Raw genomic sequence first — 24484 nt, forward strand, 5'->3', positions numbered from 1 at the left:
GCCACCCCGAACAAGTCGACGATCCTGACGTTCCTGCGGTGCCGGTAAACTAGCACTGCAAGTTTTACGGTGACTGTAGCCCGCCCCGCCCGGAACCGGAAGAGCACCCGGCAGCCCCCCGCAGCCGTCCGCGGGCACCTGCGAGAATGACCCGGACCCCGCAGGCCCGCGCCCCCAGGAGGCGGAGATCGCCCGACCCCGCACCCCCCTGCTCAGCCGGGAACGCATCATCGCCGCCGCCCTCGCCCTGGTCGACGCCGAGGGCCTGGCCGCGCTCTCCACCCGCCGCCTGGCCGCCGAACTCTCGGTCAGCGGCCCCTCGCTCTACAACCACTTCGCCACCAAGGACGACCTGCTCGACGCCGTCGTCGACAGTGTGATGGGCGAGGTCGACCTCACCATGTTCGACGCGCCGGACGACTGGCGCACCGCCCTGCACGCCTGGGCCCGCTCCTACCGCGCCGCCCTCACCGCCCACCCCCACCTCGTCCCCGTCCTCGCCCAGGGTCCCGGCCGCCGCCCGCACGCCCTGCGGCTGGCCGACGCCGTCTTCGGCTGCCTGGTCGACGCCGGCTGGCCCCGCGGCCAGGCCACCCGGATCGGCGCCCTGATGCGCTACTTCGTCACCGGCTCCGCCCTCGCCTCCTTCGCGGCCGGCTTCCCCGACGACGCCAGCCTCTACGACGCCGCCGACTACCCCCACCTCGGCGACGCCCACCGCCTCGCCGAACACCGCCGCAGCATCGACGAGGGCGCCTTCGCCACCGGCCTCGACGCCCTCCTCGACGGCCTCGACCTGCGCTACCGCCGCCTGCCCTGAGCCCCCGGCCGCCCCGGACCGTCCCGCACCGGCCCGAGCCGCCGCCCGGCGGGAGCCGTCAGGGCCGCTGCCACCGGCTCCCGTGGTCGCGGCAGTCCGGCGAGCACCGGGCCGGCTCCGGCAGTTCCGCGTACCCGGACGGCGCCCGCGCCACCCGGCCGCATCAGCGTCCGGTACGGCCCCCGGCCCGCGGCTCCGACCCGCCCGTCGGGAACAGCGCCGTTCCCAGGGCCTCCAGCGCCCGCCGCACCTCGTCGGCCGGGTCGCCCGCGTGGTACGGGTGTTCGCTCGGCTCGATGCCGTCCAGGAACTCCTGGTAGCGCAGCGCGGAGTGCACGTGCGCCAGTGGCGCCGCCAGCTCCAGGGCCCGCTCCGGGTCGCTGCGCGGCGCCGGCGCCCGCCAGGCCGCGACCCAGCGCGCGCGGACGTCCGCCCAGCGCTCCGGCGACAGGAACGCGGCGGGCCGCAGCCCGTCCAGCGCCGGATGGCCCCAGACCGCGTCCGAGAAGTCCAGGACCGTGACCCGCTCGCCGTCGAAGCGCCAGTTGCCCGGGTGGAAGTCGCCGTGCACCAGGGTCAACGGCAGCCCGCAGTCGGCGAGTTCGGCCGCGATGGCGGGCAGCAGCCCGGCCAGCTCCAGCGCCTTCGCGTACTCCGCGTCCGTCAGCTCCGGCCGCAGCCGCTCCAGCAGCGCCGGGAAGCGGGCCGCCAGCGCGGCCGGGGAGCAGTCCGGCAGCTCGCCCGGGCCGTCCGCGGCGACCGCCGCCTGCACCGCCGTCCACCGGTCGAGCACGTCCAGCATGCCGTCGGCCGGTACGCCCCAGCAGTCCACCCCGGGCACGTCCGCGAGCAGCACCCGCCGGCCGTCCGCCGCGAGCACCCGCGGCACCAGCTCCGGGTCGGCCTTCCCCGCCCGGGCGATCACCGCCGCCTCCGGCACCGCGAACGGCGGGGTGCTCTTCAGCCACACCGGGCCGTCCCCGGTCGGGAACCGCGAGAGCGCCGACAGGTTCCAGCTCCGCACCTGCTCCACCGGCCCCCGCCTGGGCCGCCCCAGCGCCGCCAACTCGCCGTCGGCCCAGGCCCATTCCGCGTCCAGCCCGTCCGCCGACGCCCACCGCAGGCGCAGCGGGTGGCCCGCGTCCGGCACCGTCCCGGCCGCGGTCAGGGCCCCGGTCGGGCGCCGCTCCGCCACCGCCAGGTACACCGTCTCGCCGCCCCGGCCGCCCGCGCCGCCCGCCACCGAGAGCAGCCGCAGCACCGCCAGCGGCACCCCCGCCGCCGCCGAGGCCCGCGCCGCGACCTCCCCGACCTGCGCCCAGAACGGCGCGGCCGTGACGAACGGCCCCACCGCCCCGACGAGTTGGCCCTGCCACTCGACCACGACGGTCGCCGTCCGCTGCTCAGTCGTCTGCACCCGGGCATTCTCCGGACGGCACCGGGCCCGCGCCAGCGAATAAAGCGGAGAACCGCAGGCGGCGGGCCCGGTCGCCCCGAGGGGCCGGTCAGTCCGAGCTGTCCTCGAAGGGCCGGGAGAGCGAGAGCCCGAAGCGGCCCTCCTCGTCGGTCCACCAGTCGGTCAGGCGCAGACCGGAGGCGAAGAGCTCGCGTTCGACGCGTTCGCGGCGGAACTTCGCGGAGACCTCGGTGTGCAGTTCCTCGCCGGCCTCGAAGTGCACGGGCAGGCCGAGGTCGGCGACCTTGACGGTCTGGTCGCGCAGCGAGCGCAGCCGCATCTCGATCCACTCGTGCTCGGCGTCCCAGAGCGCCACGTGCTCGAACTGCCCGGGGTCGAAGTCGGCGTCCAGCTCGCGGTTGAGCACCGACAGCAGGTTGCGGTTGAACGCGGCGGTGACCCCGGCGGCGTCGTCGTAGGCGGCGACCAGGACGGTGGGCTCCTTGACCAGGTCGGTGCCGAGCAGCAGCCAGTCGCCGGGCATGAGCTGGGCCCGCAGGCCGGTCAGGAAGTCGTGGCGTTCGGCGGGCAGCAGGTTGCCGAGGGTGCCGCCGAGGAAGACCACCAGCCGGGGGCCGCCGCCGTCGGGCAGGCCCAGGCTCCGGGTAAAGTCGGACAGCACGGCGGAGACGTCCAGCCCCGGGTACTCGGCGATCAGCGCCTTCGCGGCGGACTCGAGGGCGCTCTCGCTGACGTCGACCGGGACGTAGCGCTCCAGGGTGCCCGCGGTGCGCAGCGCGTCGAGCAGCAGGCGGGTCTTCTCGGAGGAGCCGGAGCCCAGTTCGACCAGGGTGCGGGCCCTGGTGGTGGCGGCGATCGTGTCGGCGCGGGCGGCGAGGATCTCGCGTTCGGCCCGGGTCGGGTAGTACTCGGGCAGCCGGGTGATCTCCTCGAACAGCTCGGAGCCGCGGGCGTCGTAGAACCACTTCGGGGGCAGCCGTTTGGGTCGGCCGCCCAGGCCCTCGCGGACGTCCGCGCGCAGCGCGTGGTGCAGGTGGTCGGGGGGCAGCAGGCGGGTGAGCCGGTATCCGGTCATCGCGGGGCGTCCTCTCGAATGCGCGGGCCGACGGCGGCCAGCGGGGTCAGCGAGCTGCCGGCCGCGTCGGCCACCAGCAGGGTGCGGTCGGGGACTTCGGACCAGCCGGGCCCGTCGTCGAAGGGCTCGGAGGCGAGCAGCACCGAGCCGTCCGGGTCGCGGCGCTGGAACAGGGTGTCGCCCCACACCGTGGCGGCGAGCGAACGGCCGTCGGTGGCCAGCAGGTTGATCCGGGACCCGGCCGGTTCCGAGGCGAGCAGGCAGACCTCGGCCAGCGACTCGCCGAGTTCCCCGCCCGCGCGCAGCCGGTTCAGCACCAGGGCCCACAGCAGCGCCGAGTCGGTGCGCGCCTCCAGCTCCAGCAGCTCGGCGGCGGGCAGCAGCGCGGCCAGCGGGGCGAAGGCGCCCGGCCAGCCGGGCAGGGCGCCGTTGTGGCTGAACAGCCAGCGTCCGGCGGCGAACGGCGCGGCGGCCTGCGCCCCGGCGGCGCAGCCGGGGGTGGCGGAGCGGACGGCGCCGAGCACGGCGTGCGAGCTGACCACCCGGGCCAGGTCGGCGAGGTCGCCGTCGGCCCAGATCGGGCCCTCCCGCCGGTAGCGGGCCGGGCGTTCGTCGCCGGACGCGTACCAGCCGACGCCGTAGCCGTCGACGTTGACGGTGCCGTGGCGCTGCAGCCGGGGCGCCCAGGACTGCCGCAGCAGCCCGTACGGCGGGTCGAGCAGGACCGAGCGGATCGGGACCGGGCGCCCCAGGTAGGCGAAGTGGCGGCACATCAGGCGCGCGCCCCCGAGCCGTCGCGGCCCCAGCCGTCGCCCGAGCCGTCGCGGCCGGAACCGGCCCCGCCGCGGGGCCCGCCGGAGCCCGGACCGGCGCCGTTCCCGGTGCGGGGCTCGGCGTCGCGGGCGGTGCGGGGCTCGGCGTCGCGGGCGGTGCGGAAGCCGGCGAAGATCTGCCGCCGCACGGGGTAGTCCCAGTTGCGGAAGGTGCCCCGGCAGGCGACCGGGGCGACCGCGAACGAGCCGCCGCGCAGCACCTTGTACTCGGGGCCGAAGAACACCTCCGAGTACTCCCGGTACGGCCAGGCCGCGAACCCCGGGTAGCCGGTGAAGTCGCTGGCCGTCCACTCCCACACGTCGCCGATCAACTGCCGGGCGCCGTACGGCGACTCGCCCTCGGGGTAGGCGCCGACCGGGGCCGGGCGCAGGTGCCGCTGGCCGAGGTTGGCGTGCTCGGGGCCGGGCGCGGCGTCGCCCCACGGGAAGCGCCGGGAGCGGCCGGTGGCGGGGTCGTGCCGGGCGGCCTTCTCCCACTCCGCCTCGGTCGGCAGCCGCCGCCCCGCCCACCGGGCGTACGCGTCGGCCTCGTACCAGCTCACGTGCAGCACCGGCTCGTCCTCCGGCACCGGTTCGAGGTGGCCGAAGCGGCGGCGCAGCCACTGGCCGCCCTCCTGCCGCCAGAACAGCGGCGCCTCCAGGCCGGCCGACATCCGGTGCGCCCAGCCCTCGGGCGCCCACCAGCGCCGGTCCCGGTAGCCGCCGTCGGCGATGAAGCGCTGGTAGGCGCCGTTGGAGACCGGCGTGGTGTCGAGCCAGAACGCGGGCAGCTCGACCGGGTGGGCCGGGCGCTCGTTGTCCAGCGCCCACGGCTCGGTGTCGGTGCCCATGGTGAACGACCCGGCGGGGACCAGGACTTCGGCGGGCAGCGGGCCGGTGGCGGCGGGCGGCGGCGGGGCGTCCAGCACGGCCGGGCCGGTGCGCAGCTGGTGGGTGATCAGCATGGTCTCGTCGTGCTGCTGCTCGTGCTGGACGATCATCCCGAACGCGAACCCGGCGTCCAGCAGCGGCGCGCCCTCCAGCGGGGAGGCGGCCAGCAGGTCCAGCACCCGGCCGCGCACCTCGTGCGCGTAGGCGCGGGCCTCGGCGGGCGGTAGCAGCGGCAGCCGGGGGCGTTCGGCGCGCGGGTGCTCGAACGCGTCGTACAGCGGGTCGATCTCCGGGTGCAGCGGGTCGCGGCCGCCGACGTTGCGCAGCAGCCACAGCTCCTCCTGGTTGCCGATGTGCGCCAGGTCCCACACCAGCGGCGACATCAACGGCGAGTGCTGGGCGACGAGTTCGGCGTCGTCGACGGCCTCGGTGAGCTGGGCGGTGCGCTCCCGCGCGGCGAGCAGCTCGACGGCGATCAGGTCGCGCAGCAGCGCGGGGTCGGTCCGGTCGGCGTTCAGCACGGGGCGTCCTCCTGCCGTACGAAAGGGGTGGCGGTCAGCACGGGGCGTCCTCCTGGAGGACGGCGGCACCGGCGCGCAGGGCGGCCAGCTGGTCGTCGGCCGGGCAGCGGCCGCGGGCCGGGTAGCGCTCGGCGAACTCGACCAGGGGGGTGCGCAGTTCGCTGCCCCGGCGGGCCAGCGAGCGTTCGGCGGCGGCGAAGCACAGCAGGGCGGCGCGGCGCAGGTCCGGGTCGGCCATGCCGAGCGCGGCGGCGCGCCGCCACAGGCCCGAGCGCGGGGCGCGGCTGCCCGCGTGGCCGAGCCGCTCCAGCGCGGCGTGGGCCTCGTCGGCCGCCACCGGGTCGTCCAGCAGCGCGCTGACCAGGGCCAGCGGCACCCGCCAGCCCTCGCCGGGCTGGGCGTCCATCATCCGCAGCTCCAGGTACCCGTGCGGGCGCACCGGCGGGAACAGCGTGGTGCGGTGGTAGTCCAGGTCGGCCAGGGTGGCGGGCCGCTCGCCCGCGCCGCGCAGCCAGCCGCGGAAGGTCAGCCCGGCCGGCGCGTCCCACGGCACCCCGCCGGAGCGGCGCACGCACAGCAGCGCGGCGTCCAGCACGTACCGGGCCCAGGCGTCGCGCGGGTCGGCGGACGGCGGCGGGGCCAGCGTCCGGGAGGGGTCCATCCGGGACCAGACCAGCTGCCGGGTCGACTTCCAGCCGGTCGGACGGCCCTCCAGCAGCGGCGAGTTGGCGAAAGCGGCGACCAGTACCGGCCCCAACTCGTGGGTCAGCCGCCAGCGTTCGACGCAGTCGGCCTCGGTGCCGGCGTCCACGCAGACCTGCACGGAGGCGGTGCCGGTCATCATGATCCGGCCCCAGGGGCCGCCGCGGTCGAAGTAGCGTCCCATCGCCCGGTAGCGCGGGTGGTCGGCCAGCATCCGCCGCTCGCGGTCCATCGGGTCGGTGCCGCTGCCGGTCAGCCGCAGGCCCTCGGTGGCCAGCGCCGCCCGCAGCGCCGCCTGGTCGGCGCTCAGCCCGGCCGCGCAGCGGGCCGGATCGGCGGCGGGCGGGGAGCTGAGCTCGACCTGCCCGCCGGGTTCACGCGTCAGCCGCGAGCCGGCCGGGAGCACCGGGCCGTCGGCCGAGTCGGGCAGCACCGCCAGCGCGGCCGCCACCCGGTCGGGGTCCACCGGGGAGCCCGGACATCGGGCGTCGTGGACGAACCACTCGGCCTCCACCCCGACCAGCGCCGGAGGCCCGATCTTGAAGCAGATGGCACCCAGGTGCCGTTCGGCCGACGCCTCGGTCAGCTCCGTCCGGAGCGTCACGCTGTGTACCGGATCGACGGCCGGAGCGGCCTGTTGCGGACGTACAGATGTCACCGGGTTTCACCATCCCTCGGTTCGCGACTTGAGCCCGGTTGTTCCTGCTCAGTCTGCTCCGGGGCAAACCTCGATGCCGCCCGAGCGCCTTCCTCACAGGTCAGCCGGGTGAGAGCGGTGCGCAGGCGGTCCAGCGGCAGGGCGAAATTCAGCCGCAGGCGCCCGGAACCGGCCGCTCCGAAATCCGATCCGTCCGCCAGCTCGACATGACGCTCGGTGAGCAGCTCCTCCCGGGTGCCGAGCCCCGCCCCGTCCAGCCAGAGCAGGTACGACGCCTGCGGACGGGCCAGCACCGCACCGCCCAGCGCGGCCGTCGCCAGCTCCCGGGCCCGCACCAGGTGGGCCAGCAGCGCGTCCAGCCACGGCCCGCCCTCGGCCAGCGCCGCCCGCTGCGCGACCGCGCCCAGCAGCCCCCCTTCCCACAGCCCGAAGCCCGCCATCACCGCCGTCAGCCGCTCCCGCAGCCCCGGGTCCGGCACCAGTGCGAAGCAGCTCGGCAGGCCCGAGACGTTGAAGGTCTTGCCGACCGAGTTCAGCGTCACCACGTTCGGCGCCCCGCCGGTCACCGCCACCGCGACCGGCTGCTCCACGCCCGCGTCCGGGTGCCGCAGGTCGCCGTGCACCTCGTCCGAGACCAGCAGCCCCGGGGCGGCGGCCGCGGCCAGCGCCCGGACGTCCTCGGCCGGCCAGATCCGCCCGGTCGGGTTGTGCGGGCTGCTCAGCAGCACCAGGCCCGGACGGGACGCCGCGACCCCGGCCAGCGGCAGCCGGTACGGGTCGGCCGGATTGCCGGTCGCCGGCAGCGGCAGCTCCCGGGTGTCCACCCCCGCGGCCCGGCAGACCCGGGCGAAACCGCCCCACTCCGGCGTCACGAACACCGCCGGACCCGCCAGCGGACGCACCGCCTCCAGCAGCAGCCGCACCGCCGTGCCCGGCGCGAACGGCAGCAGCATCACCCAGCGCGGGTCCACCGCCACCCCGTGCCGCCGCCGGTACCAGTCGGCCACCAGCGCCCGGTCCGCGTCCTCCGCCACCGGGTACCCGAACGCCGGGTGACCCGCCCGCGCCCGCAGCGCCGCCGCCACCGCCGGCGGCCCCGGCAGGTCCATGTCCGCCACCCCCATGGCGATCCGCCCCGCCCCCGCCCGCGCCCACTTCGCACTGCCCGTCCCCGCCCGCGAGAACCGCTCGAACACCGGGTGCTCCCTCCGTCGCCGTCCCCTCACGCTAGGCCGGAACGGGCGCGGACGGGGGGCGGGCGGTACCGCGCCGAGGTGCAGCGCGGCGTCGGAGGGCAGCACCGCGCCGGAGGGCAGCGCCGCCGACCGGCCACCGCGTTCGGCGCGGCCCGCTCAGCGCGTCCTGCGCGCCCTGCGCTCGGGCCGGACCCGGGCGTCCAGCGGCAGCGGCTCCCGGCCCACCAGCTCCGGGCCCGCGTCCGCGAACAGCCGCGGGTAGTACCCGGCGGTGCGTTCGCGGCCACCCACGGTGCAGCGCACGTGCAGGTCCCGGGCGGTGGCCAGGGACGGAGAGCCGTCGTCCGGCAGCAGGCGCTCCACCGCCGGCAGGTCGGCGTGCGGCGGCATCGCGGCGGACAGGTGGCGCAGGATCTCCCGGCAGCGCCCGTCCTCCCCGCCGTGCAGCACCCGCGACAGCAGGTGCACGTCCCCGCCCGGCGGCACGTCCGCGAACCCGCCCGCCCGGCGCTCCACCCGGTCGCCGTGGCCCGCCCCGTTCGGGAGCGCCCCGGCCAGGAGCGACCGGGCCGCCGCCGCGGCCTGTGGGCGCTCCCGCAGCACGTCGCGCAGCGCGGCGCACCGACCCCGGTCGCGGGCTCCCGGCCCGCCCGCACCGCCGCCTACACTCGCCCCCGTGACCGCCGCCGAACGCCTGATCCGCCCGGCCGCCCCCGCCGACCTGGACGCCGTGGCCGGGATCTACACGCACTACGTCCGACACACCGTCAGCACCTTCGAGGAGACCCCGCCGCCCGCCGACCACTGGCACCTGCGCCTGGACGAACTCGCCGCCCGCGGCCTGCCCTTCCTGGTCGCCGAGGTCTCCGGCCGGGTCGTCGGCTACGCCTACGCCGCCCCCTGGCGCCCCAAGCCCGCCTACCGCCACACCGCCGAGAACTCCGTCTACCTCGCCCCGGAGCACACCGGGCACGGCCACGGCACCGCCCTGCTCGCGGACCTGATCGACGCCTGCGCCCGCACCGACCTGCGCCAACTCGTCGCCGTCATCGCCAGCCCCGGCAACGACGCCTCCGTCGCCCTGCACCGCCGCCTCGGCTTCGCCGAAGCGGGCCGCCTCATCGCCGTCGGCCACAAGCACGGCCGCTGGATCGACACCCTCCTGATGCAGCTCCCCCTCGACCGCCGCCCCGATCGCCCTCACACTCCGGACGCTCCGGACGCTTCCCGCGACGCCCGCGACGGTCCGTGATCGGCGCAGGTGCGGTGGGTGCCGGGGCCGGTTCCCCGGTTCGGCGGGACGACCCGCCGGGGGTAGAGTGGGACCGCAGCGTCTCCGGGCGTTGAACGGCGGTGGGGCCCGCCGGACCCGAACCGCGGCAGTGGCCGCCAACGGTCCCTACTTGTGACGGTCGCGCCCGCATGCCCGGGCGCCGCGCGAGTAGGAGACGCACGCCCGTGGAACGACCCCGCACCGGAACGACGGCCGAGCCCGTCGACCCCGACCTCGAAGCCACCCCCGCCGAGCGGCCCGCCCGCCGCCGTGACCGCGGCCAGCTGCCGGTCCTCGCCGTGATCGCGGTCGGCGGCGTGCTCGGCGCGAGCGCCCGCTACGCGATCGCGCTGGCCTGGCCCACCGTGCCGGGCGCCTTCCCGTGGAGCACCCTGGTGGTGAACGCGGCGGGCTGCGCGGTGATCGGCGTCTTCCTGGTGGTGATCACCGAGGCGTGGGCGGCGCACCGGCTGGTGCGGCCGTTCTTCGGCACCGGCGTACTGGGCGGCTTCACGACCTTCTCCACCTACACGGTGGACATCCAGCGCCTGGTCGAGGGTGGCCACGCCGCGACGGCGCTCGGGTACCTGGCCGCGACGCTGGCCGCGGCGATGGCGGCGGTATGGGCGGGCGCGCAGGCGGTCCGCCGGGTGATCGGCTGGAGGACACGATGACCGGACTCACGGGCCGCGCACTGCGGGTGACGGTGTACGTCGGGGAGGACGACCTCTGGCACCACCGGCCGCTGTACAGCGAGATCGTGCACCGGGCGCGAGCCGCCGGACTGGCCGGGGCGAGCGTGTTCCGCGGCGTCGAGGGCTTCGGCGCCTCCTCGCTGGTGCACACCGCCCGGCTGCTGTCGCTCAGCGACGACCTGCCGGTGGCGATCGTGATCGTGGACGCCGAGGAGCGGGTGCGGGCGTTCCTGCCGCAACTGGACGAACTCGTCACCGGGGAATGGTGGTCCTCGACGCGTGCGAGGTCGTCCGGCACGTCGGCCGCGACAAGGGGAAGAAGTGAACTGGCTGCTGGTGATCGTCGGGGCGGCCGTCGGCGCGCCGCTGCGCTACCTGACCGACCGGGCGGTGCAGTCCCGCCACGACACGCTCTTCCCGTGGGGCACCTTCGTCGTCAACGTCGCCGGGTCGATGGTGCTGGGGCTGCTGACCGGCGCGGTGGCGGCCGGGGCGGCCTCCTCGCACCTCCAACTGCTGGTGGGCACCGGGTTCTGCGGGGCGCTGACGACGTACTCGACGTTCTCCTACGAGACGCTGCGGCTGGCCGAGAGCGGCGCCCGGTTCTACGCGGTGGCGAACGCGGCCGGCAGCGTGGCCGCCGGCCTGGGCGCGGCCTTCACCGGCAACGCGATCGCCCAGGCCCTGTGGGCGTGAACCCGGGCCCGGGGTCCCGCCCAGGCCCGGGCCCAGGGTCCCGCCCGGGCGCCCCCGCCCCGGCGGGTCAGCCGGTGAGCCGCCGTTCGAGCGGGGTGCGGAAGCGCGGGGTGACCCGGGTCCCGTCCAGCAGGGCGCGCAGGGCGGCGGCCTTCGCGGCGAGGGCCGCGCGGGCCTCGGTGCCGGGGTCGGTGAGGAGTTCGAACCGCACCTCGCCGTCGGGGTGCTGGGCCCAGCCGCCGACCACGCGGCCGTTCCACCAGGCGGTGGGGCCGAGGTTGCCGGAGCGGTCGACCAGCTCGGAGCGGTGTCCGGGGGAGAGGTACCAGTCGCGGTCCTTCCAGCCCATCACGCTGGGGTCGAGGGCCGGGAGCAGGGCCGCCCAGGGGGCGGGTTCGGCGACCGGTTCGAGGTCGTCGGGCAGCACGAAACCGGTCGCGCCGTCGGCGAGTCCGACCTCGACGGCCGCGCACGCGGCCAGCGCGGCCCGCACCTCGCGGACGCCCCAGCCGGTCCACCAGACCAGGTCCTGCTCGCCGGCCGGTCCGTACGAGGCCAGCCAGCGCCCGGCCAACTCGGCCTGTGCGGCGGCCCGTTCGGCGGCGGACGGGACGGCGGGGACGGGCGGGCCGGACACCCAGCGGTGCCGGCTGCTGGTCCAGCCGCCGAGCGGACGGCGGCGGACCATGGCGCCCTCCATGCCGAGCAGCCGCAGCAGCCGCATGCCGACCGGCTGGACGGTCTGGTAGGAGGTGCCGGCGCCGTAGTCGATCGCTTCGCGCAACTGCGGTACCAGTTCGCTCAGTTGACTACCCGTCAGGCCGTCCGGGGCGTCGGCGAGGGCGGCCAGCACGGCGTCCTGCGCGGCGGAGGTCCAGGCGGCGTCCCGGCCGGAGGCGGCGAAGTCCTTGAGCAGGCGGGCGCGTTCGGCGGCGGCGGCCTTCGCCGTGGTCGAGGCGTACAGCGCCGGTCCGGGCTCGGCGGGGATCGCGAAGAGGGTCTTGCGCGGGCCGTGGCGGCGCAGCACGGTGCCGTCGGCGTACAGGGCGCGCTCGGTGTCGGCGACGCCCGGGACGGCGAGCCGGGCCGCGACGGCGAGGAACACCGTGGCGGGGTCGGTGGCGTGCACGGCGACCAGGTCCGCCACCACCTGCTCGGCGCGGTCGGCCGCGGTGCCGGGGGCCAGCCGGTGCCGCCGGGCGAGCCGGGCGCGGCGCTGGTCGTCGTCGAACGCGGGGCGGGTGGGCACGGGATACCTCCTGCGGATCGGGGACAGCCTGCCACGTGCGGGCCGGCCGGGCGTGAAAGTTTCGGGTGGCGGCGGGTGTGTCCGGGGTGCGGGGGAGCGGCTGCCGGGGAGGCGCGGGCGCCGGCCGGGGCCGGGCGGGACGGGGGCCGGCGTACCGCTCCGGTGCGGTGGTGAACGGTGGTGTTCAGCGGGCCTGTCGGGGCGGCGGCGGTGCCCGCCCCGGGGCGGCGGCCGGGCGGCCGAACGGTGACGGGCGGCGTCCATCGAGGTTGGCGGGAGCGCTCCCACGGGTTCTGTCGAACTTCTTGACGGGAGTTCGAGGTCATGGCTTCATATCGGTTGTCCCCGAGCTGAGTTGGTCTCAGCCCAGGCCAAGTATGGGAGCGCTCCCATTAGTTGGGAGCTCTCCGTCGAGTCCGTCCCCCACCCGAAAGGACTCCCTTACCGTGTCGGCAAATCTGACGCGCCGTCTCCGGACGGCGGCAGCGGCCGCGGTGCTCGGCGCCGCGACCCTGCTCCCCCTTGCCGTGTCGACCACCGCCGCCCACGCGGCGGCCCGTGTGGACAACCCCTTCGTCGGCGCCGGGGTCTACGTGAACCCCGAGTGGGCCGCCCACGCCGCCGCCGAGCCGGGCGGTTCGGCCGTCGCCAACCAGCCCACCGCCGTCTGGATGGACCGCATCGCGGCCATCGCCGGCGGCAACGGCGTCATGGGCCTGCGCGACCACCTGAACGCCGCGGTGCAGCAGGCCGCGGGCAAGCCGTACGTGTTCCAGGTCGTCATCTACGACCTGCCGGGCCGCGACTGCGCCGCCCTGGCCTCGAACGGCGAGCTCGGCCCCACCGACCTGCCGCGTTACAAGAGCGAGTTCATCGACCCGATCGCCGCGATCCTGGCCGACCCGGCCTACGCGAACCTGCGGATCGTCACCACGGTCGAGATCGACTCGCTGCCGAACCTGGTGACCAACGCGGGCGGCACCGCCACCGCCACCCCCGCGTGCGACGTCATGAAGGCCAACGGCAACTACATCAACGGCGTCGGCTACGCGCTGGCCAAGCTCGGCGCGATCCCGAACGTCTACAACTACGTGGACGCCGGCCACCACGGCTGGCTCGGCTGGGACTCCAACCTCCAGCCGGCCATCGACACCATCAAGCAGGCTGCCACCGCGTCCGGCTCGACGGTCAACAACGTCCAGGGCTTCATCGTCAACACCGCCAACTACTCGGCGCTGCACGAGCCCAACTTCACCGTCAACGACTCGGTGAACGGCACCTCGGTCCGCCAGAGCAAGTGGGTCGACTGGAACTACTACGTCGACGAGGCGTCCTACGCCAAGGCGTGGCGCACCAAGGCGATCGCCTCCGGGTTCAACGCGAACATCGGCATGCTGATCGACACCTCCCGCAACGGCTGGGGCGGCGCCAACCGTCCGACCGGCCCGGGCCCGAAGACCTCGGTCGACGCGTACGTCGACGGCGGCCGGATCGACCGCCGCTTCCAGACCGGCGACTGGTGCAACCAGTCCGGCGCGGGCCTCGGCGAGCGTCCGAAGGCCGCCCCCGAGGACGGCATCGCCGCGTACGTGTGGGTGAAGCCCCCGGGTGAGTCGGACGGCGCCAGCTCGGCCATCGCCAACGACGAGGGCAAGGGCTTCGACCGGATGTGCGACCCGACGTACACCGGCAACCCGCGCAACAACAACAACATGTCGGGCGCGCTGCCGAACGCCCCGGTGGCCGGCCACTGGTTCTCGGCCCAGTTCCAGGAGCTGCTGAAGAACGCCTACCCGGCGGTCGGCACCGGCACCGCGGACACCACCGCCCCGACCGCCCCCACCGGCCTCGCGGCGACCACCACCGCCAGTAGCGTCGCGCTGACCTGGACCGCCTCCACCGACAACGTCGGCGTGACCGGCTACAACGTGTACCGCGGCGGCACCCTGGTCGGGACCACCGCCGGCACTTCGTACACCGACACCGGTCTGAGCGCGTCCACCGCGTACTCGTACACGGTCAAGGCCAAGGACGCGGCCGGCAACCTCTCCGCCGCCTCCGCGGCGCTGAGCGTCACCACCGCCTCCGGCGGCACCGCGGACACCACCGCCCCGACCGCGCCGACCAACCTGGCGGCCACCACCACCGCCAGCAGTGCCGCGCTGACCTGGACCGCCTCCACCGACAACGTCGGCGTGACCGGCTACAACGTGTACCGCGGCGGCACCCTGGTCGGGTCCACCAGCACCACTTCGTACACCGACACCGGTCTGAGCGCGTCCACCGCGTACTCGTACACGGTCAAGGCCAAGGACGCGGCCGGCAACCTCTCCGCCGCCTCCGCGGCCGTCACCGCCACCACCCAGGCCGGCACCGGCACCGGCGGCGCCGGCTGCACCGCCACCTACAAGGTCAGCAGCGACTGGGGCGCCGGCTTCAACGCCGACGTCACCGTGACCGCGGGCAACACCGCGATCAAGTCCTGGAAGGTCACCTGGACCTACGCGGGCAACCAGCAGGTCACCAACCTGTGGAACGGCACCGTCAGCCAGTCCGGCCAGTCCGTGACGGTCACCAACGCCGGCTACAACGGTGCGGTCGCCGCCAACGGCTCCACCAGCTTCGGCTTCGGCGCCAGCTACTCCGGCAGCAACGCCGTCCCGACCCTGACCTGCACCGCCACCAGCTGACGCCGGTCGGCCGGTAGCACGCGGCGGGCCCGCGGCAAGCCGCCACCGGACCCGACCGACGCGGGAGTGAACCGCGAAGCACCACCCCGGAGGCGCCGCCCCCGTGCAGGGTCTGCACGGGGGCGGTCGCCCGTCCGCCGCCGTACGGACGCCGCCGCGCGGGACGTGCGGGACGTGCCGCAAGGGCGTGCCGCGCCTCCCGTGCCGCGCCTCCCGGGGCACGCCGCGCGGGACGTGCCGCGCCGCGCCGCCGTTCGGCTGCCAGCGCTTGCGGCCCGGATCGGAAGTGTAGGAGGATCTTGGTGTCCTCTTGCCATTTTCGACTGCCAGGCCGGAAGGCCGGAAGGAGTGCCGTCATGGCGCGTCCGAACTGGGTGCCTGCAGGGACCGACCTCGACAAGCCGAACGCGGCCCGGGTGTACGACTACTACCTCGGCGGTTCGCACAACTTCGAGGTCGACCGGAAGATGGCGCGCAAGGCGATCGAGCTCTGGCCGGACCTCCCGATGATCATGCGGGCCAACCGGGCCTTCCTGCGCCGCGCCACCCAGTTCGCCGCCGCCGAGGGCATCAGCCGCTTCCTGGACATCGGCTCCGGCATCCCCACCTTCGGCGCCGTCCACGAGGTGGCCCGTGAGTACCGGCCCGACGCGCGCGTCGTCTACGTCGACATGGACCCCGTCGCGGTCGCCCACAGCCGCCTCATCCTGGCCGACGACCCGCTCTGCCCGGTCGTCGACGCCGACCTGCGCAACACCGACGACCTGCTGGGCCGCCCCGAGGTCGAGGAACTGCTCGCCCCCGGCGAGCCCGTCGCGGTCATCCTGAACGCCGTCCTGCACTTCGTCACCGACGACGACCACCCGGAGCAGATCCTCGCCAAGCTCCGCGAGGCCCTGCCCAGCGGCAGCATGCTGATCCTCTCGCACGCCTCCCTGGAAGGCCGCCCCGACCAGGCCGGCTCCCACCAGAGCCTGTACCGCTCCACCCCGACACCGCTCACCATGCGCAGCCGCGAGCAGATCGCCGCCTTCTTCACGGGCTACGACCTGGTCGAGCCCGGCATCGTCTACCTGCCCGAGTGGCGCCCCGACGACGCGGAGTCGGTCGGCCCGCACCCCGAGCGGATGACGGGGATGGCCGGCGTCGGGCGCCTGTCGTGAACCGGTCGCCCGGCGCGGACGAGCCCCCCGGCACGGCCGCGGGGGACCGGCGGACGCGGTGGGCGAGGCGGCGGACGCACCGGGCGCGGCGGAGGCGGGCGCCGAGTTCCGTGACGCGTGGGCCGCGATGCTGCGGGCCGGGCACGGCGCCGCGGTGCGCCCCGGCGTGCTGAACCCGCTGATCGCCCGTACCGCCGAGCTGCTGCACCGCGCCTCCCGGGAGCAGCCGTTCCGCCCCGAACTGGCCGGCCAGGCCGGGGCGCTGCTCATCGACAACCAGTTCACCGACCCGCAACTGCTGGCCGAAGCCGTCCAGTTGATCCAGCGTCAACCCGTCCCGGACGACCGCGGCCCGGTGCTCGGCGGCGCCTTCGCGGCCGGCTGGGCGGCCGCCCTGCGCGAGCGCACGCTGCGCGAGCAGGAGGCGATCCGGCTGGCCGCCGACACCGCTCGGCAGGAGGTCGAGAAGGCCCTGCGGGCCTCCGAGGCCCGCTTCCGCGCGCTGTTCGAGTCCGCGGCGATCGGCATCGGCCTCGGCGACACCGACGGCAAGATCCTGGCCGTCAACCGCGCCCTGGGCGAGATCTTCGGCGGCGGCCCCGAGGACATGCGGGGCGTGCGGGTCGGCGACCTGGTCCACCCCGAGGACACCCCCGGCGTCTGGGAGGCGTACGAGGAGCTGATCAGCGGCAAGCGCGAGTACTTCCAGTTCGACAAGCCGTACTACCGGCGCGACGGCGAGGTGGTGTGGACCCACCTGACCGTCTCGCTGATCCGCGACGACGACGGCGTGCCGCTCTACCAGGTCGCCATGCTGGAGGACGTCACCGACCGCTACCGCCTCCAGGAGCGGCTGCGCCACCAGGCCACCCACGACCCGCTGACCGGCCTGCCCAACCGGGCCGCGTTCTTCGAACGGCTGGAGAAGCTCTTCGAGGACCCGGAGCCGGACGTCCGCTTCGGCCTCTGCTACGTCGACCTGGACGGCTTCAAGATCGTCAACGACAGCCTCGGCCACGACATGGGCGACCAACTGCTGACCGTGGTGGCCGGGCGGCTGGAGAGCGCGCTCAGCCCGCTCGGCCACATGGTGGCGCGGCTCGGCGGCGACGAGTTCGTGGTGCTGCTGGAGAACTGCCGCGGCGAGCAGGAGGCCGTCGCCGCCGCCAAGACCGTCCTCGCCGCGCTCACCAAGCCCGTGGTGATCGGCGACCACCGGCTGGCCGTCGGCGCCAGCGTCGGCGTGCTGGAGCGGCGGATCGCCAGCACCACGCCCGGCGCGGCCGTCCGGGCCGCAGACCTCACGCTGTACCGGGCCAAGGAGGCCGGGCGCGGCCGGTGGACGCTGTTCGACCCGGAGGAGAACGCGCGCGCCGTCAGCCGGTACGCGGTGTCCGTGCGGATGCCCGCGGCGCTGGACCGCGGCGAGTTCTTCATCGACTACCAGCCGATGGTCGACCTGGCCTCCGGCGCGATGACCGGCGTCGAGGCGCTGGTGCGCTGGCGGCACCCGCAGCTCGGGGTGCTCGGCCCGGAGGAGTTCGTCGGCGTCGCCGAGGAGACCGGGCTGATCATGCCGCTCGGCCGCTGGGTGCTGGAGCAGGCCTGCGAACAGGCCGCCGACTGGGTCGCCCGGTTCGGCGACCGGGCGCCCAGGATCAGCGTCAACCTGGCCGTCCGGCAGGCCCGCAGCGCGGGACTGGTCGGCGACGTCGAACGCACCCTGCGCACCACCGGCCTCGACCCGTCGATGCTCCAACTGGAGATCACCGAGTCGACCGTGGTCGGCCCCGAGGACGAGGCGCTCAAGGCGCTGCACGCCCTGGTCGACCTGGGCGTCTCGCTCGCCGTCGACGACTTCGGCACCGGCTGGTCCAACCTCGCCTACCTGCGCGATCTGCCGGTCTCCAACCTCAAGATTGCCGGGTCCTTCGTCGGCGACCTGCACGACCCCACCAAGGACACCCACCTCGGCTGGCGGATCGTCAGCGGCCTGGTCTCGCTCGCCCACACCCTGGGCCTGACCGTCACCGCGGAGGGCGTGGAGAGCCGCGCCGACGCCGAGCGCCTGCGCCTGATGGGCTGCGACCTCGCCCAGGGCTGGCACTTCGGACGGCCGGTGCGCCCTGCCGAGATCGCCCGGCGGATCGCCGAGACCGAGGCCGAGGCCGACCTCGAGGATGCGCCGGAGGTGTGGGACGGGGGCGGGGGCGGGGCCGGGGCTGGTTCAGGGACCGATTCCGGGTCCGGGGCCTGAGCCGGAGCCGGAGCCGGAGCCGGCGAGTTCGCGCAGGACCGGGACGAGGACCTCGCGCAGCCGGTTGCGGTCGCGGGCGAAGCGGCGGGACTGCTCCAGGCGGCCCGAGACGTGCCACAGCCAGGTCGACAGGGCACCGGAGAGCGGGAGTTCACCGGTCTCCGGGCGGTGCAGGGCGCCGGTGCGCAGGGCGGTGACCACCTGCTCGCCCCAGGAGCGGCCGTCCAGCAGCCGGCCCAGGTCCAGGGCGAAGCTCGCGCGGTCGACCACGGCCGGGCCGTCGGCCAGGGACTCGCCCCAGCCGACCAGTCCGGTGACGGCCGGTGCCGGTCCGTCCGCGCCGGGGGAGCGCAGCAGCAGGCTGCCCGGGGTGAAGTCGCCGTGCGTCCAGGCCACGTGCACCGGCCGGCCGGTCAACTCGCGGCGCAGGAAGGACCGCAGGGCGAGCAGCCCGGCGGTGCCCTCCGCGCCACGGCACCAGCGCACCCGGTCCGAGAGCACCGCCAACCGGTGGCCCAGCCAGCCGTCCACCAGCCGCCCGTCCCGGCTCAACCCGCCCGTCGCGCCGTGCAGTTCGTCCAGGACGCCGAACGCGGACGCAGTCAGCCGACCGGCCAGCTCCGGGCGGCGGGACAGCAGGACGTCGCCCGGTACGCCCGGCAGCAGCCCCTGCACCAGCACCGGCGGCCAGCCGCCCAGCCGGGAGTCGACGGTCCCCGGCAGCAGGCCGCGCAGCCCGGGCGACCGCAGCTCCGAGGCCAGCACCGCGACCGCGTCCCGCTCGCGCACCAGCGCCCGTACCGCCTCCCGGGTGCGCGGGCACTTCACCAGCACCGGCGACCCACCGCCGGCCGGACGCCACCGCGCCACCAGCACGTCCGAGGACCCCGGCACCACCGCCTCCCACCGCCCCGGCCCCAACTCCCGTGCCACCAGCCGCAGTCGCAGCCCGTCCGCGACCCGCCCCGCCACCCCCGGCGGCACCAGCAACAGCCCGCCCGCGACCTCCCGCACCCCCATCAACTCGTGCAGCGGAACACGACTGCCGACGTTCATCCCCACCCCCGCCCGCCCCCGGCGACGACCCCCGACGTCCGGAGACCGGCCCGCCACCCGCCCGACACCACCCGGCCGACGGCGCGCCGGTCCGGCGCGGCGGGGCGGTCCTCGGTGCCCGGGGGCCCGCTCGCCGCGACCGTCGGGTGCGGGTGCGGGTGCGGGCGGACGGGCGAGGTCCGGGCCCGGCCCGTCGCGGGTCCGGTCGTGGGCCTGGCGGAGCTGGTCTGCCTTGTGGTCATGGCGCTCTCCGGGGGAGCGCCGGGGTACCGGACGCGGGTGCTTCCACCGTCCGCCCGGCCCGCCGGGAACGCAACGCGGGCCCGGGCGGGTCCGGCTCCCGGTCGACCCGGCGTGTCCGGGCGGGCACAACGCGTCGACCGGCGGGCGCGGTCGGCCACCGGTCGGCGACCCACCGTCGCCGTCGCCGTCCTGCCCACACCCGGCGGGGCCGTCCCCCGGGTGGGGCGGTGTTCAACCGACTGGAGATCGAGATCCGGACGACCCTCCGCTCACCCGCCCGGGTGCGGGCCCGCGTCGACGGCGAGGACCTGGTGGAGGCCGCGGGTCGGGACCGACGGTCTCGGCAGCCACGTCCCGCGGTTACCGCCCACGGACGGGGACGGGGACGGCCCGCTCCGGGCGACCGACCGGGCCCACCGGGCGGAGTTCGGCGAACCCGGATGCACGGGCGGCGGCTGCGGCTACCTGGCCGCCACCGTCCGGCGGTACGGCGAACTCGTGGTCCGGTCCGACGGGGAGGCCCCGGCCGACGGACCGCCCCTGCCCGACGTCCACTTCGACACCCGGCAGTACGACGCCGAACCCGCCCGCGCAACGGCCGACCGCCGGTGGGACGTCCCCCGGCACCCTGAGCCTCCAGCGGCCCCGCCCCGGGCGGCCGAGCCGCAGGGCGGAAACTTTCCCGTCCCGCACCGATGAGTCCGGGCGGTCGCGCCCGTCGAAGCCGGTGAGAGCGACGACCACCGACCGGGGAGCACCTCAGATGTCCACCACCACGACCGCCACGACCACCACGACCGCCACCGCCACGACCGACACCGCCGCGAAGCCCGGAAAGGCCGTCGTCCGGACGGTCCGGACGCTACGCGTCCTGCTCGCGCTGTTCTTCGCCCTGGCCAGCGCGCTGCCCAAGCTGCTGGCGCTCCCCGCCGCCGCCACCGTCTTCGATGCGATCGGGGTGGGCGACTGGTTCATGTACCTGACCGGCCTGGTGGAACTGGCCGGCGCCGTCGGCCTCCTGCTGCCCCGCCTGGCCGGGCCCGCCGCGACGGCGCTGATCGCCTTCCTGGCCTGCGCGTTCGTCACCCAGCTGACCGCGATGCACGGCGAGAACGCCGGTACCCCGTTCCTCTTCATGGTCCCGCTCGCCGTCATCGCCTGGCACCGCCGCACCGACACGACGGCCCTCCTCGGCCGCCGTCGCTGAACGTCCGCCGGAGCGCCTGGCCCGGGACGAGTCGAGCCGTCGGGCCAGGCCGAGCAGGCGGCGGACAGCCTCGGGGTGTGGATGCCGGGGAGCACAGGAGCGTCCCCGCGCCGCAGCCCCCGTGACCCGACCATCAGCGGCCGAGTTCGCCCAGGGCGGTGAGCCGGTCGGCGAGTTCGGCGGCCGACGGACGGTTCCTGGCGTCGGCGAGCAGCACGTCCTTGAGCACCTGCTGGAACCCGGGCCAGACCTCGGTACCGACGAGCGGCACGGTCCGCTCCCCGATCGCTTCGAGCAGCGCTATCGGTCCGGCGGACTTCCGGTCGATGCCGACCGCCTCGTAGTCCAGCGGCCAGTCTCCCGTCGCGGCCGTCCACAGGGAGGCGGCGAGCGCGTACACGTCGGACGCGAAGCTGGTGAGCACGGGCTGCTTGCCGGCCGTGATCTCGGCGGCCGACTCGGGCGCGGTGAGGTGCACCATCGTTCCCCGGAACACCGACAGGGCGTCTCGCCGAGGTGGCGGGCCCACGCGAAGTCGATCAGTCGTACCCCATTCACCGTGTGGATGGCGTGGGCGGGTTGGAGGTCGCCGTGGACCCAACCGCGCCCGTGCAGCTCCGCCACCGCCCGGGCGACCTGCACGGCGCTCGCCAGCGCCTCGGGCCGGGCGCCGTCGCGTCCCGCGCGGACGGACCTGAACTGCTGCCAGGTGCTCGGCCCTTCCTCCCAGCGCGTGACGTACCAGACCCCACCGTCGATCCGGCCGACGGCCACCTCGTAGCCGGGGAGTCGGTCCAGCACGGACGCCTCGCGGGCGGTGACCTCGGCGGCCTCGCCGGTGCCGAGCTTGATCCCCGCCGCACCGTCCGGGCCGCCGGCCTTCCAGACCGCCGAGCCGCGCCGGTCGCTGATCTCGGTCAGCGCGACGGGCCCGCACAGGGCCTCCGCGGCCTTCAGCGCCTCTGCGGCCTCGGCAGGGAACCCGCCCATTCTCGAACTGCCTTCCATGCGCGAGGGATGTGCTCGAAGACGTCCCGGCCGTCGCCCACCGCCACGGCCAGGGCTGTGGCGAGGTCGGGTGCCTTCACGAGGAGCCCCGGACCCGGGAGTCGCCCGCCCGCCCTCATCGGTAAGAACGAGAAGGACGGCGACGGGATGCTGCAGCCGCGGGGAAGAGGGTGTCTGCGCCGATGCGGAGCTCGGTTCCGCTCCTGTTCTCCCTCGGTGCGGGACCCTCGCTCGGAGCGAGTAGCCTCGCAGCGGACGAGAGAGGGAGTGGCACGGTGAGCCAACCTGTGCACGACGGAGTCGAGCTGATCCCCCGGCCCGAACGGAATCCGGCCGCGCTCAAGTTGCCCTGGCCGTCGTTGTCGCGGACCGTCTCCCCGAGATGATCGACGGGCAGACGGAGGCGATGGCGGAGGCCATCACCACCGGCAGTGTCCAGCCGATCCGTTCGTTCGTCGCGCACTGGGCCGCCGTCGTGGAGATCGAGCGCCATCCGGCCACCGCCCGGACCTACCACCGGGCGAACTACCTGGCCAACCACGCCGGCGCCGTCCAGGAGTGCCGCCGGCACGCGGCCACCGTCGCCGAGCTCTACCGCGCCGCCTATGCGGTGGTGAACGCGTGACCCGGAGCTGGAAGTACCTGCCCAACGAGCAGCACGTCGCCGCCGGATGCCCGACCGGCTTCTTCGCGGCCGTCGAGCAGCGGGCCGCTGAACTCGTCCGGGCTGCCGAGGCGCTCTACCTCGACGGCACGTCCTACCAGGGCAGCGGAGAGCCGATGCGCTACCTCGACGTCGCCGGCGGCCTGCTCGCCCACTATGTCGCCCCACGCCTGGAGCTCGTCGTCTGCCAGGTCACGCCGTCGCCAACGCCCTTGACGTGCCAGGCTCCTGAACGGACGTCAGCGATTCGAGGGCCCGCGGAGCCTCGGCATCTCGTCGTCAGCCGACCAGGGGGTGAGGGCTAGGGTGTGCTGGGTGTGCTCGACCTTGGCGTAGCCGACAACCTTGCACCTGGTTGCTGAGCTGCGGGTTTCTGGCAAGCGATCTGTGTGCTCGGCGGTTCCCGGTCCTTCACGTCCTCCGGGGGCTCCCCGTCCAAGTCCTCCCCGTTGGCCGTCCACGGCGTCAGCAGGAGAAGCCGGGAACGGGGGGACCACACGCCCGGGGCTGTGCTCACTCGTACGCCGCCGCCCATGCCTCGGCCGCCGCGGTGAGTCTCATGCGCTGTGGGAGGGGGTCCTCGGCCGTCCGGCTCGCCCATGCGGCCCGGATGGTCCGGGCGAACACGGACAGCCGGTCGGGGTCCGCCTCGCGGTAAGCGGCGACGCCCCGCGCGACCCGGTCGGCCGCTTCCGCCGTGTGCCCGGCCGCGATCAGCCTGGGCACCCACAGGGCGGCGTCCGTCCATTCCGGGCCGGGGCACGACAGCGCCCAGTCGATCAGCCGGACCTGGGCAGCGGACACGATCAGGTTGAACTCCCTCATGTCCGTGTGCGCCAGCGAGTAGCCGTCCAGCGCCCCCGCGCCGTCCGGCGGGATGAACCGGGCCAGGCGGTCGCTCAGGGGCTTCTTGCGGATGGTGGCGGGCCACGGGTAGGACGACACCACGGCCAGCGAGGCGGCCACGAACGGCAGGTCCGTGGACTCCGGCGAGAAGGAGGGGTGACGGCCGGGCCAGAACTCGTACCCGTAGAAGCTCCACCCGCCTCCCTCCGCACGCCACTTGGGGAAGGCGGTCAGCGGGGCCACGGCGGACACGTCGGCCTCGTGTCCGTACACCCACGCCCCCGGGGCGTCCGTCGGTACGCCCTTGACGAACACCCGGTCACCGTTCGTCTCCAAGAGGCTGGCGAACGCGGAGTTGACCCCGTTGCCCGCGCTCTGCGCCTTGACGACGGGGCCTGTCAGTGCCTCTATGGCTTGCCGTACTTCGGCGGGGAGCTGGTCCCATGCGATGCGCGTCACTGCTGAGTTCCGTTCGTGAGCGGGGGTGGCCGGAGCCCCGCGGCGGAGGCCCCGACCGGACGGCAGACCTACTTGCCCGCGAACGGGCTGTCGTGGCAGTTGGCGTGGCACTGCGAGCAGTCCGCCAGCTCGATCTCCGGCCAGAAGTCGGGTTCCAGCAGGAAGCCCAGTTCGGCGATGGCGTCGATGGCGCGAGCCCGCAGCACCTTGCCGCCGCCGTGCTCCTCCGGGCCCAGGTACCCCGGCTTGTGGTGCACCATCTTGCCGAAGCTGGCCGCGCACCAGTCCATGTACGCCTCGGTGTTGAGCACGAAGGCGTTGCCAGTAGTCGTCCACCTCCGGCGACGGGCTCAGCGGCCGGTCACTGGTCGCGCACGCCGTCAGGAAGGCGGCCATCTGACCGACCCCCAGTTCGGTCCGGACCTCGGGCACATCCGGGTGGTTGGCCCGGTAGGTGGTAAGAATCAGTTCCCGGACCTCCGGGCTGATCAGGTCGCGCGGGTCCGTGACGGTGAGGTCCACGGTGTCGTTCACGCTCATGGTGCTTACCTCCGTGTGGAGTTGTTCAGCGTCCCGGCAGACGGATGCGCTCGCCGGGTGGTGCTGGCCCGCTTCGGCCGGGGCCCTTCCTGCGGTCGGCCGGCGTGGGGTTCTGCGGCCCGGGATTCCTACTGGGCGTCACGCTGCACGGCGGGCCGTGTTTCGTACCGTCGGGCACCTGTCTTCGCGAACGTGACGGGCACGCCACCCCGCAACCTTGCGGGCGATCGTCGGGTGCGTCTCAGCCGGGTACGCGGCAGCCGCGTCGTTGAAGTACTCGCACGAGGGGCACGCGGCCTGTGACGGGGCAGCCTGCCTACCTGCTTGTTTCGCGTCCGCGCTCATG

22 protein-coding genes and 1 pseudogene are annotated in these 24484 nt (G+C 75.2%); 11 read left to right on the plus strand and 12 right to left on the minus strand.

All coding sequences use genetic code 11. The annotated features are described in order from the left end of the window. The first annotated feature begins 187 nt into the window (after window positions 1-187). Entirely contained in the window at window positions 188-820 is a 633-nt protein-coding gene (locus QMQ26_RS30360) for a TetR/AcrR family transcriptional regulator (RefSeq protein ID WP_100839440.1), read from the plus strand. Window positions 821-983: 163 nt separating this feature from the next. On the opposite strand, the gene QMQ26_RS30365 is transcribed toward QMQ26_RS30360, so the two are convergent. The 7 genes from QMQ26_RS30365 to QMQ26_RS30395 all read right to left on the minus strand — a co-directional run bounded on the left by QMQ26_RS30365 (window position 984) and on the right by QMQ26_RS30395 (window position 8695). Beyond that, window positions 984-2237, minus strand: a complete 1254-nt coding sequence (locus QMQ26_RS30365; protein WP_282203453.1) for an aminoglycoside phosphotransferase family protein — start codon at window positions 2235-2237, stop codon at window positions 984-986. 88 nt (window positions 2238-2325) lie between these two features. Then, a complete protein-coding gene (gene egtD, locus QMQ26_RS30370) occupies window positions 2326-3312 on the minus strand; it encodes an L-histidine N(alpha)-methyltransferase (protein ID WP_282203454.1) in 987 nt (328 codons plus the stop codon). Continuing rightward, complete coding sequence (gene egtC, locus QMQ26_RS30375) at window positions 3309-4085, minus strand: ergothioneine biosynthesis protein EgtC (RefSeq protein ID WP_100839438.1); 777 nt, start codon at window positions 4083-4085, stop codon at window positions 3309-3311. Before egtC ends, egtD begins: the two co-directional genes overlap by 4 nt. Further along, the gene (gene egtB, locus QMQ26_RS30380; RefSeq protein ID WP_404813989.1) at window positions 4085-5536 is read right to left on the minus strand and encodes an ergothioneine biosynthesis protein EgtB; all 1452 of its coding nucleotides are present in this window, start codon (window positions 5534-5536) and stop codon (window positions 4085-4087) included. Before egtB ends, egtC begins: the two co-directional genes overlap by 1 nt. A gap of 34 nt (window positions 5537-5570) precedes the next feature. After that, a complete protein-coding gene (egtA, locus tag QMQ26_RS30385) occupies window positions 5571-6842 on the minus strand; it encodes an ergothioneine biosynthesis glutamate--cysteine ligase EgtA (RefSeq protein ID WP_282203455.1) in 1272 nt (423 codons plus the stop codon). A 50-nt stretch (window positions 6843-6892) separates the two neighbouring features. Beyond that, window positions 6893-8092, minus strand: a complete 1200-nt coding sequence (locus QMQ26_RS30390) for an aminotransferase class I/II-fold pyridoxal phosphate-dependent enzyme (protein WP_282203456.1) — start codon at window positions 8090-8092, stop codon at window positions 6893-6895. Window positions 8093-8248: 156 nt separating this feature from the next. Then, window positions 8249-8695, minus strand: a complete 447-nt coding sequence (locus QMQ26_RS30395; protein WP_282203457.1) for a methyltransferase — start codon at window positions 8693-8695, stop codon at window positions 8249-8251. A gap of 73 nt (window positions 8696-8768) precedes the next feature. On the opposite strand from QMQ26_RS30395, the gene QMQ26_RS30400 reads away from it, so the two are divergent. The 4 genes and pseudogenes from QMQ26_RS30400 to crcB all read left to right on the plus strand — a co-directional run bounded on the left by QMQ26_RS30400 (window position 8769) and on the right by crcB (window position 10756). Then, a complete protein-coding gene (locus tag QMQ26_RS30400) occupies window positions 8769-9344 on the plus strand; it encodes a GNAT family N-acetyltransferase (RefSeq protein WP_282203458.1) in 576 nt (191 codons plus the stop codon). A gap of 206 nt (window positions 9345-9550) precedes the next feature. Beyond that, entirely contained in the window at window positions 9551-10039 is a 489-nt protein-coding gene (locus tag QMQ26_RS30405) for a fluoride efflux transporter FluC (protein ID WP_282203459.1), read from the plus strand. After that, window positions 10036-10385: pseudogene (locus QMQ26_RS30410) on the plus strand (DUF190 domain-containing protein). The gene QMQ26_RS30405 and the pseudogene QMQ26_RS30410 overlap by 4 nt, the downstream one beginning before the upstream one ends. Then, the gene (gene crcB, locus QMQ26_RS30415) at window positions 10382-10756 is read left to right on the plus strand and encodes a fluoride efflux transporter CrcB (protein WP_100839432.1); all 375 of its coding nucleotides are present in this window, start codon (window positions 10382-10384) and stop codon (window positions 10754-10756) included. Before QMQ26_RS30410 ends, crcB begins: the two are co-directional and overlap by 4 nt. A gap of 67 nt (window positions 10757-10823) precedes the next feature. Here the strand turns inward: crcB and QMQ26_RS30420 are convergent, their stop codons facing one another. Next, window positions 10824-12005, minus strand: a complete 1182-nt coding sequence (locus QMQ26_RS30420) for a DNA glycosylase AlkZ-like family protein (protein ID WP_282203460.1) — start codon at window positions 12003-12005, stop codon at window positions 10824-10826. A gap of 527 nt (window positions 12006-12532) precedes the next feature. Between QMQ26_RS30420 and QMQ26_RS30425 the strand changes: the two genes are divergently transcribed. The 3 genes from QMQ26_RS30425 (at window position 12533) to QMQ26_RS30435 (ending at window position 18115) form a co-directional block, all read left to right on the plus strand. After that, window positions 12533-14695, plus strand: a complete 2163-nt coding sequence (locus QMQ26_RS30425; RefSeq protein WP_282203461.1) for a glycoside hydrolase family 6 protein — start codon at window positions 12533-12535, stop codon at window positions 14693-14695. A gap of 356 nt (window positions 14696-15051) precedes the next feature. After that, window positions 15052-15858, plus strand: a complete 807-nt coding sequence (locus QMQ26_RS30430; RefSeq protein ID WP_282203462.1) for an SAM-dependent methyltransferase — start codon at window positions 15052-15054, stop codon at window positions 15856-15858. A gap of 58 nt (window positions 15859-15916) precedes the next feature. Beyond that, a complete protein-coding gene (locus QMQ26_RS30435; RefSeq protein WP_282203463.1) occupies window positions 15917-18115 on the plus strand; it encodes a putative bifunctional diguanylate cyclase/phosphodiesterase in 2199 nt (732 codons plus the stop codon). Here the strand turns inward: QMQ26_RS30435 and QMQ26_RS30440 are convergent. After that, window positions 18086-19171, minus strand: a complete 1086-nt coding sequence (locus QMQ26_RS30440; protein WP_282203464.1) for a phosphotransferase — start codon at window positions 19169-19171, stop codon at window positions 18086-18088. The two genes, QMQ26_RS30435 and QMQ26_RS30440, sit on opposite strands and share 30 nt — an antisense overlap. A gap of 1006 nt (window positions 19172-20177) precedes the next feature. Here QMQ26_RS30440 and QMQ26_RS30445 point away from each other — a divergent pair. Then, window positions 20178-20621, plus strand: coding sequence for a DoxX family protein (locus QMQ26_RS30445; RefSeq protein WP_282203465.1), 444 nt, complete (start codon window positions 20178-20180; stop codon window positions 20619-20621). A 133-nt stretch (window positions 20622-20754) separates the two neighbouring features. Here the strand turns inward: QMQ26_RS30445 and QMQ26_RS30450 are convergent, their stop codons facing one another. After that, entirely contained in the window at window positions 20755-21102 is a 348-nt protein-coding gene (locus QMQ26_RS30450) for a protein kinase family protein (RefSeq protein ID WP_282203466.1), read from the minus strand. A 909-nt stretch (window positions 21103-22011) separates the two neighbouring features. On the opposite strand from QMQ26_RS30450, the gene QMQ26_RS30455 reads away from it, so the two are divergent. Together QMQ26_RS30455 and QMQ26_RS30460 are read left to right on the plus strand one after the other, a co-directional pair. Further along, complete coding sequence (locus QMQ26_RS30455; protein WP_282203467.1) at window positions 22012-22254, plus strand: hypothetical protein; 243 nt, start codon at window positions 22012-22014, stop codon at window positions 22252-22254. Next, complete coding sequence (locus QMQ26_RS30460; RefSeq protein WP_282203468.1) at window positions 22251-22598, plus strand: hypothetical protein; 348 nt, start codon at window positions 22251-22253, stop codon at window positions 22596-22598. Before QMQ26_RS30455 ends, QMQ26_RS30460 begins: the two co-directional genes overlap by 4 nt. Window positions 22599-22806: 208 nt before the next feature. Here QMQ26_RS30460 and QMQ26_RS30465 read toward each other — a convergent pair whose 3' ends face one another. Together QMQ26_RS30465 and QMQ26_RS30470 are read right to left on the minus strand one after the other, a co-directional pair. Then, on the minus strand, window positions 22807-23598 hold the full coding sequence (locus tag QMQ26_RS30465; RefSeq protein WP_282203469.1) for a phosphotransferase family protein: 792 nt from the start codon (window positions 23596-23598) through the stop codon (window positions 22807-22809). A 68-nt stretch (window positions 23599-23666) separates the two neighbouring features. Next, complete coding sequence (locus tag QMQ26_RS30470; RefSeq protein WP_282203470.1) at window positions 23667-23909, minus strand: glycine-rich domain-containing protein; 243 nt, start codon at window positions 23907-23909, stop codon at window positions 23667-23669. Window positions 23910-24484 lie beyond the last annotated feature (575 nt).

It is taken from the genome of Kitasatospora fiedleri, from assembly GCF_948472415.1.
GTDB classification, from domain to species: Bacteria; Actinomycetota; Actinomycetes; order Streptomycetales; family Streptomycetaceae; genus Kitasatospora; species Kitasatospora fiedleri.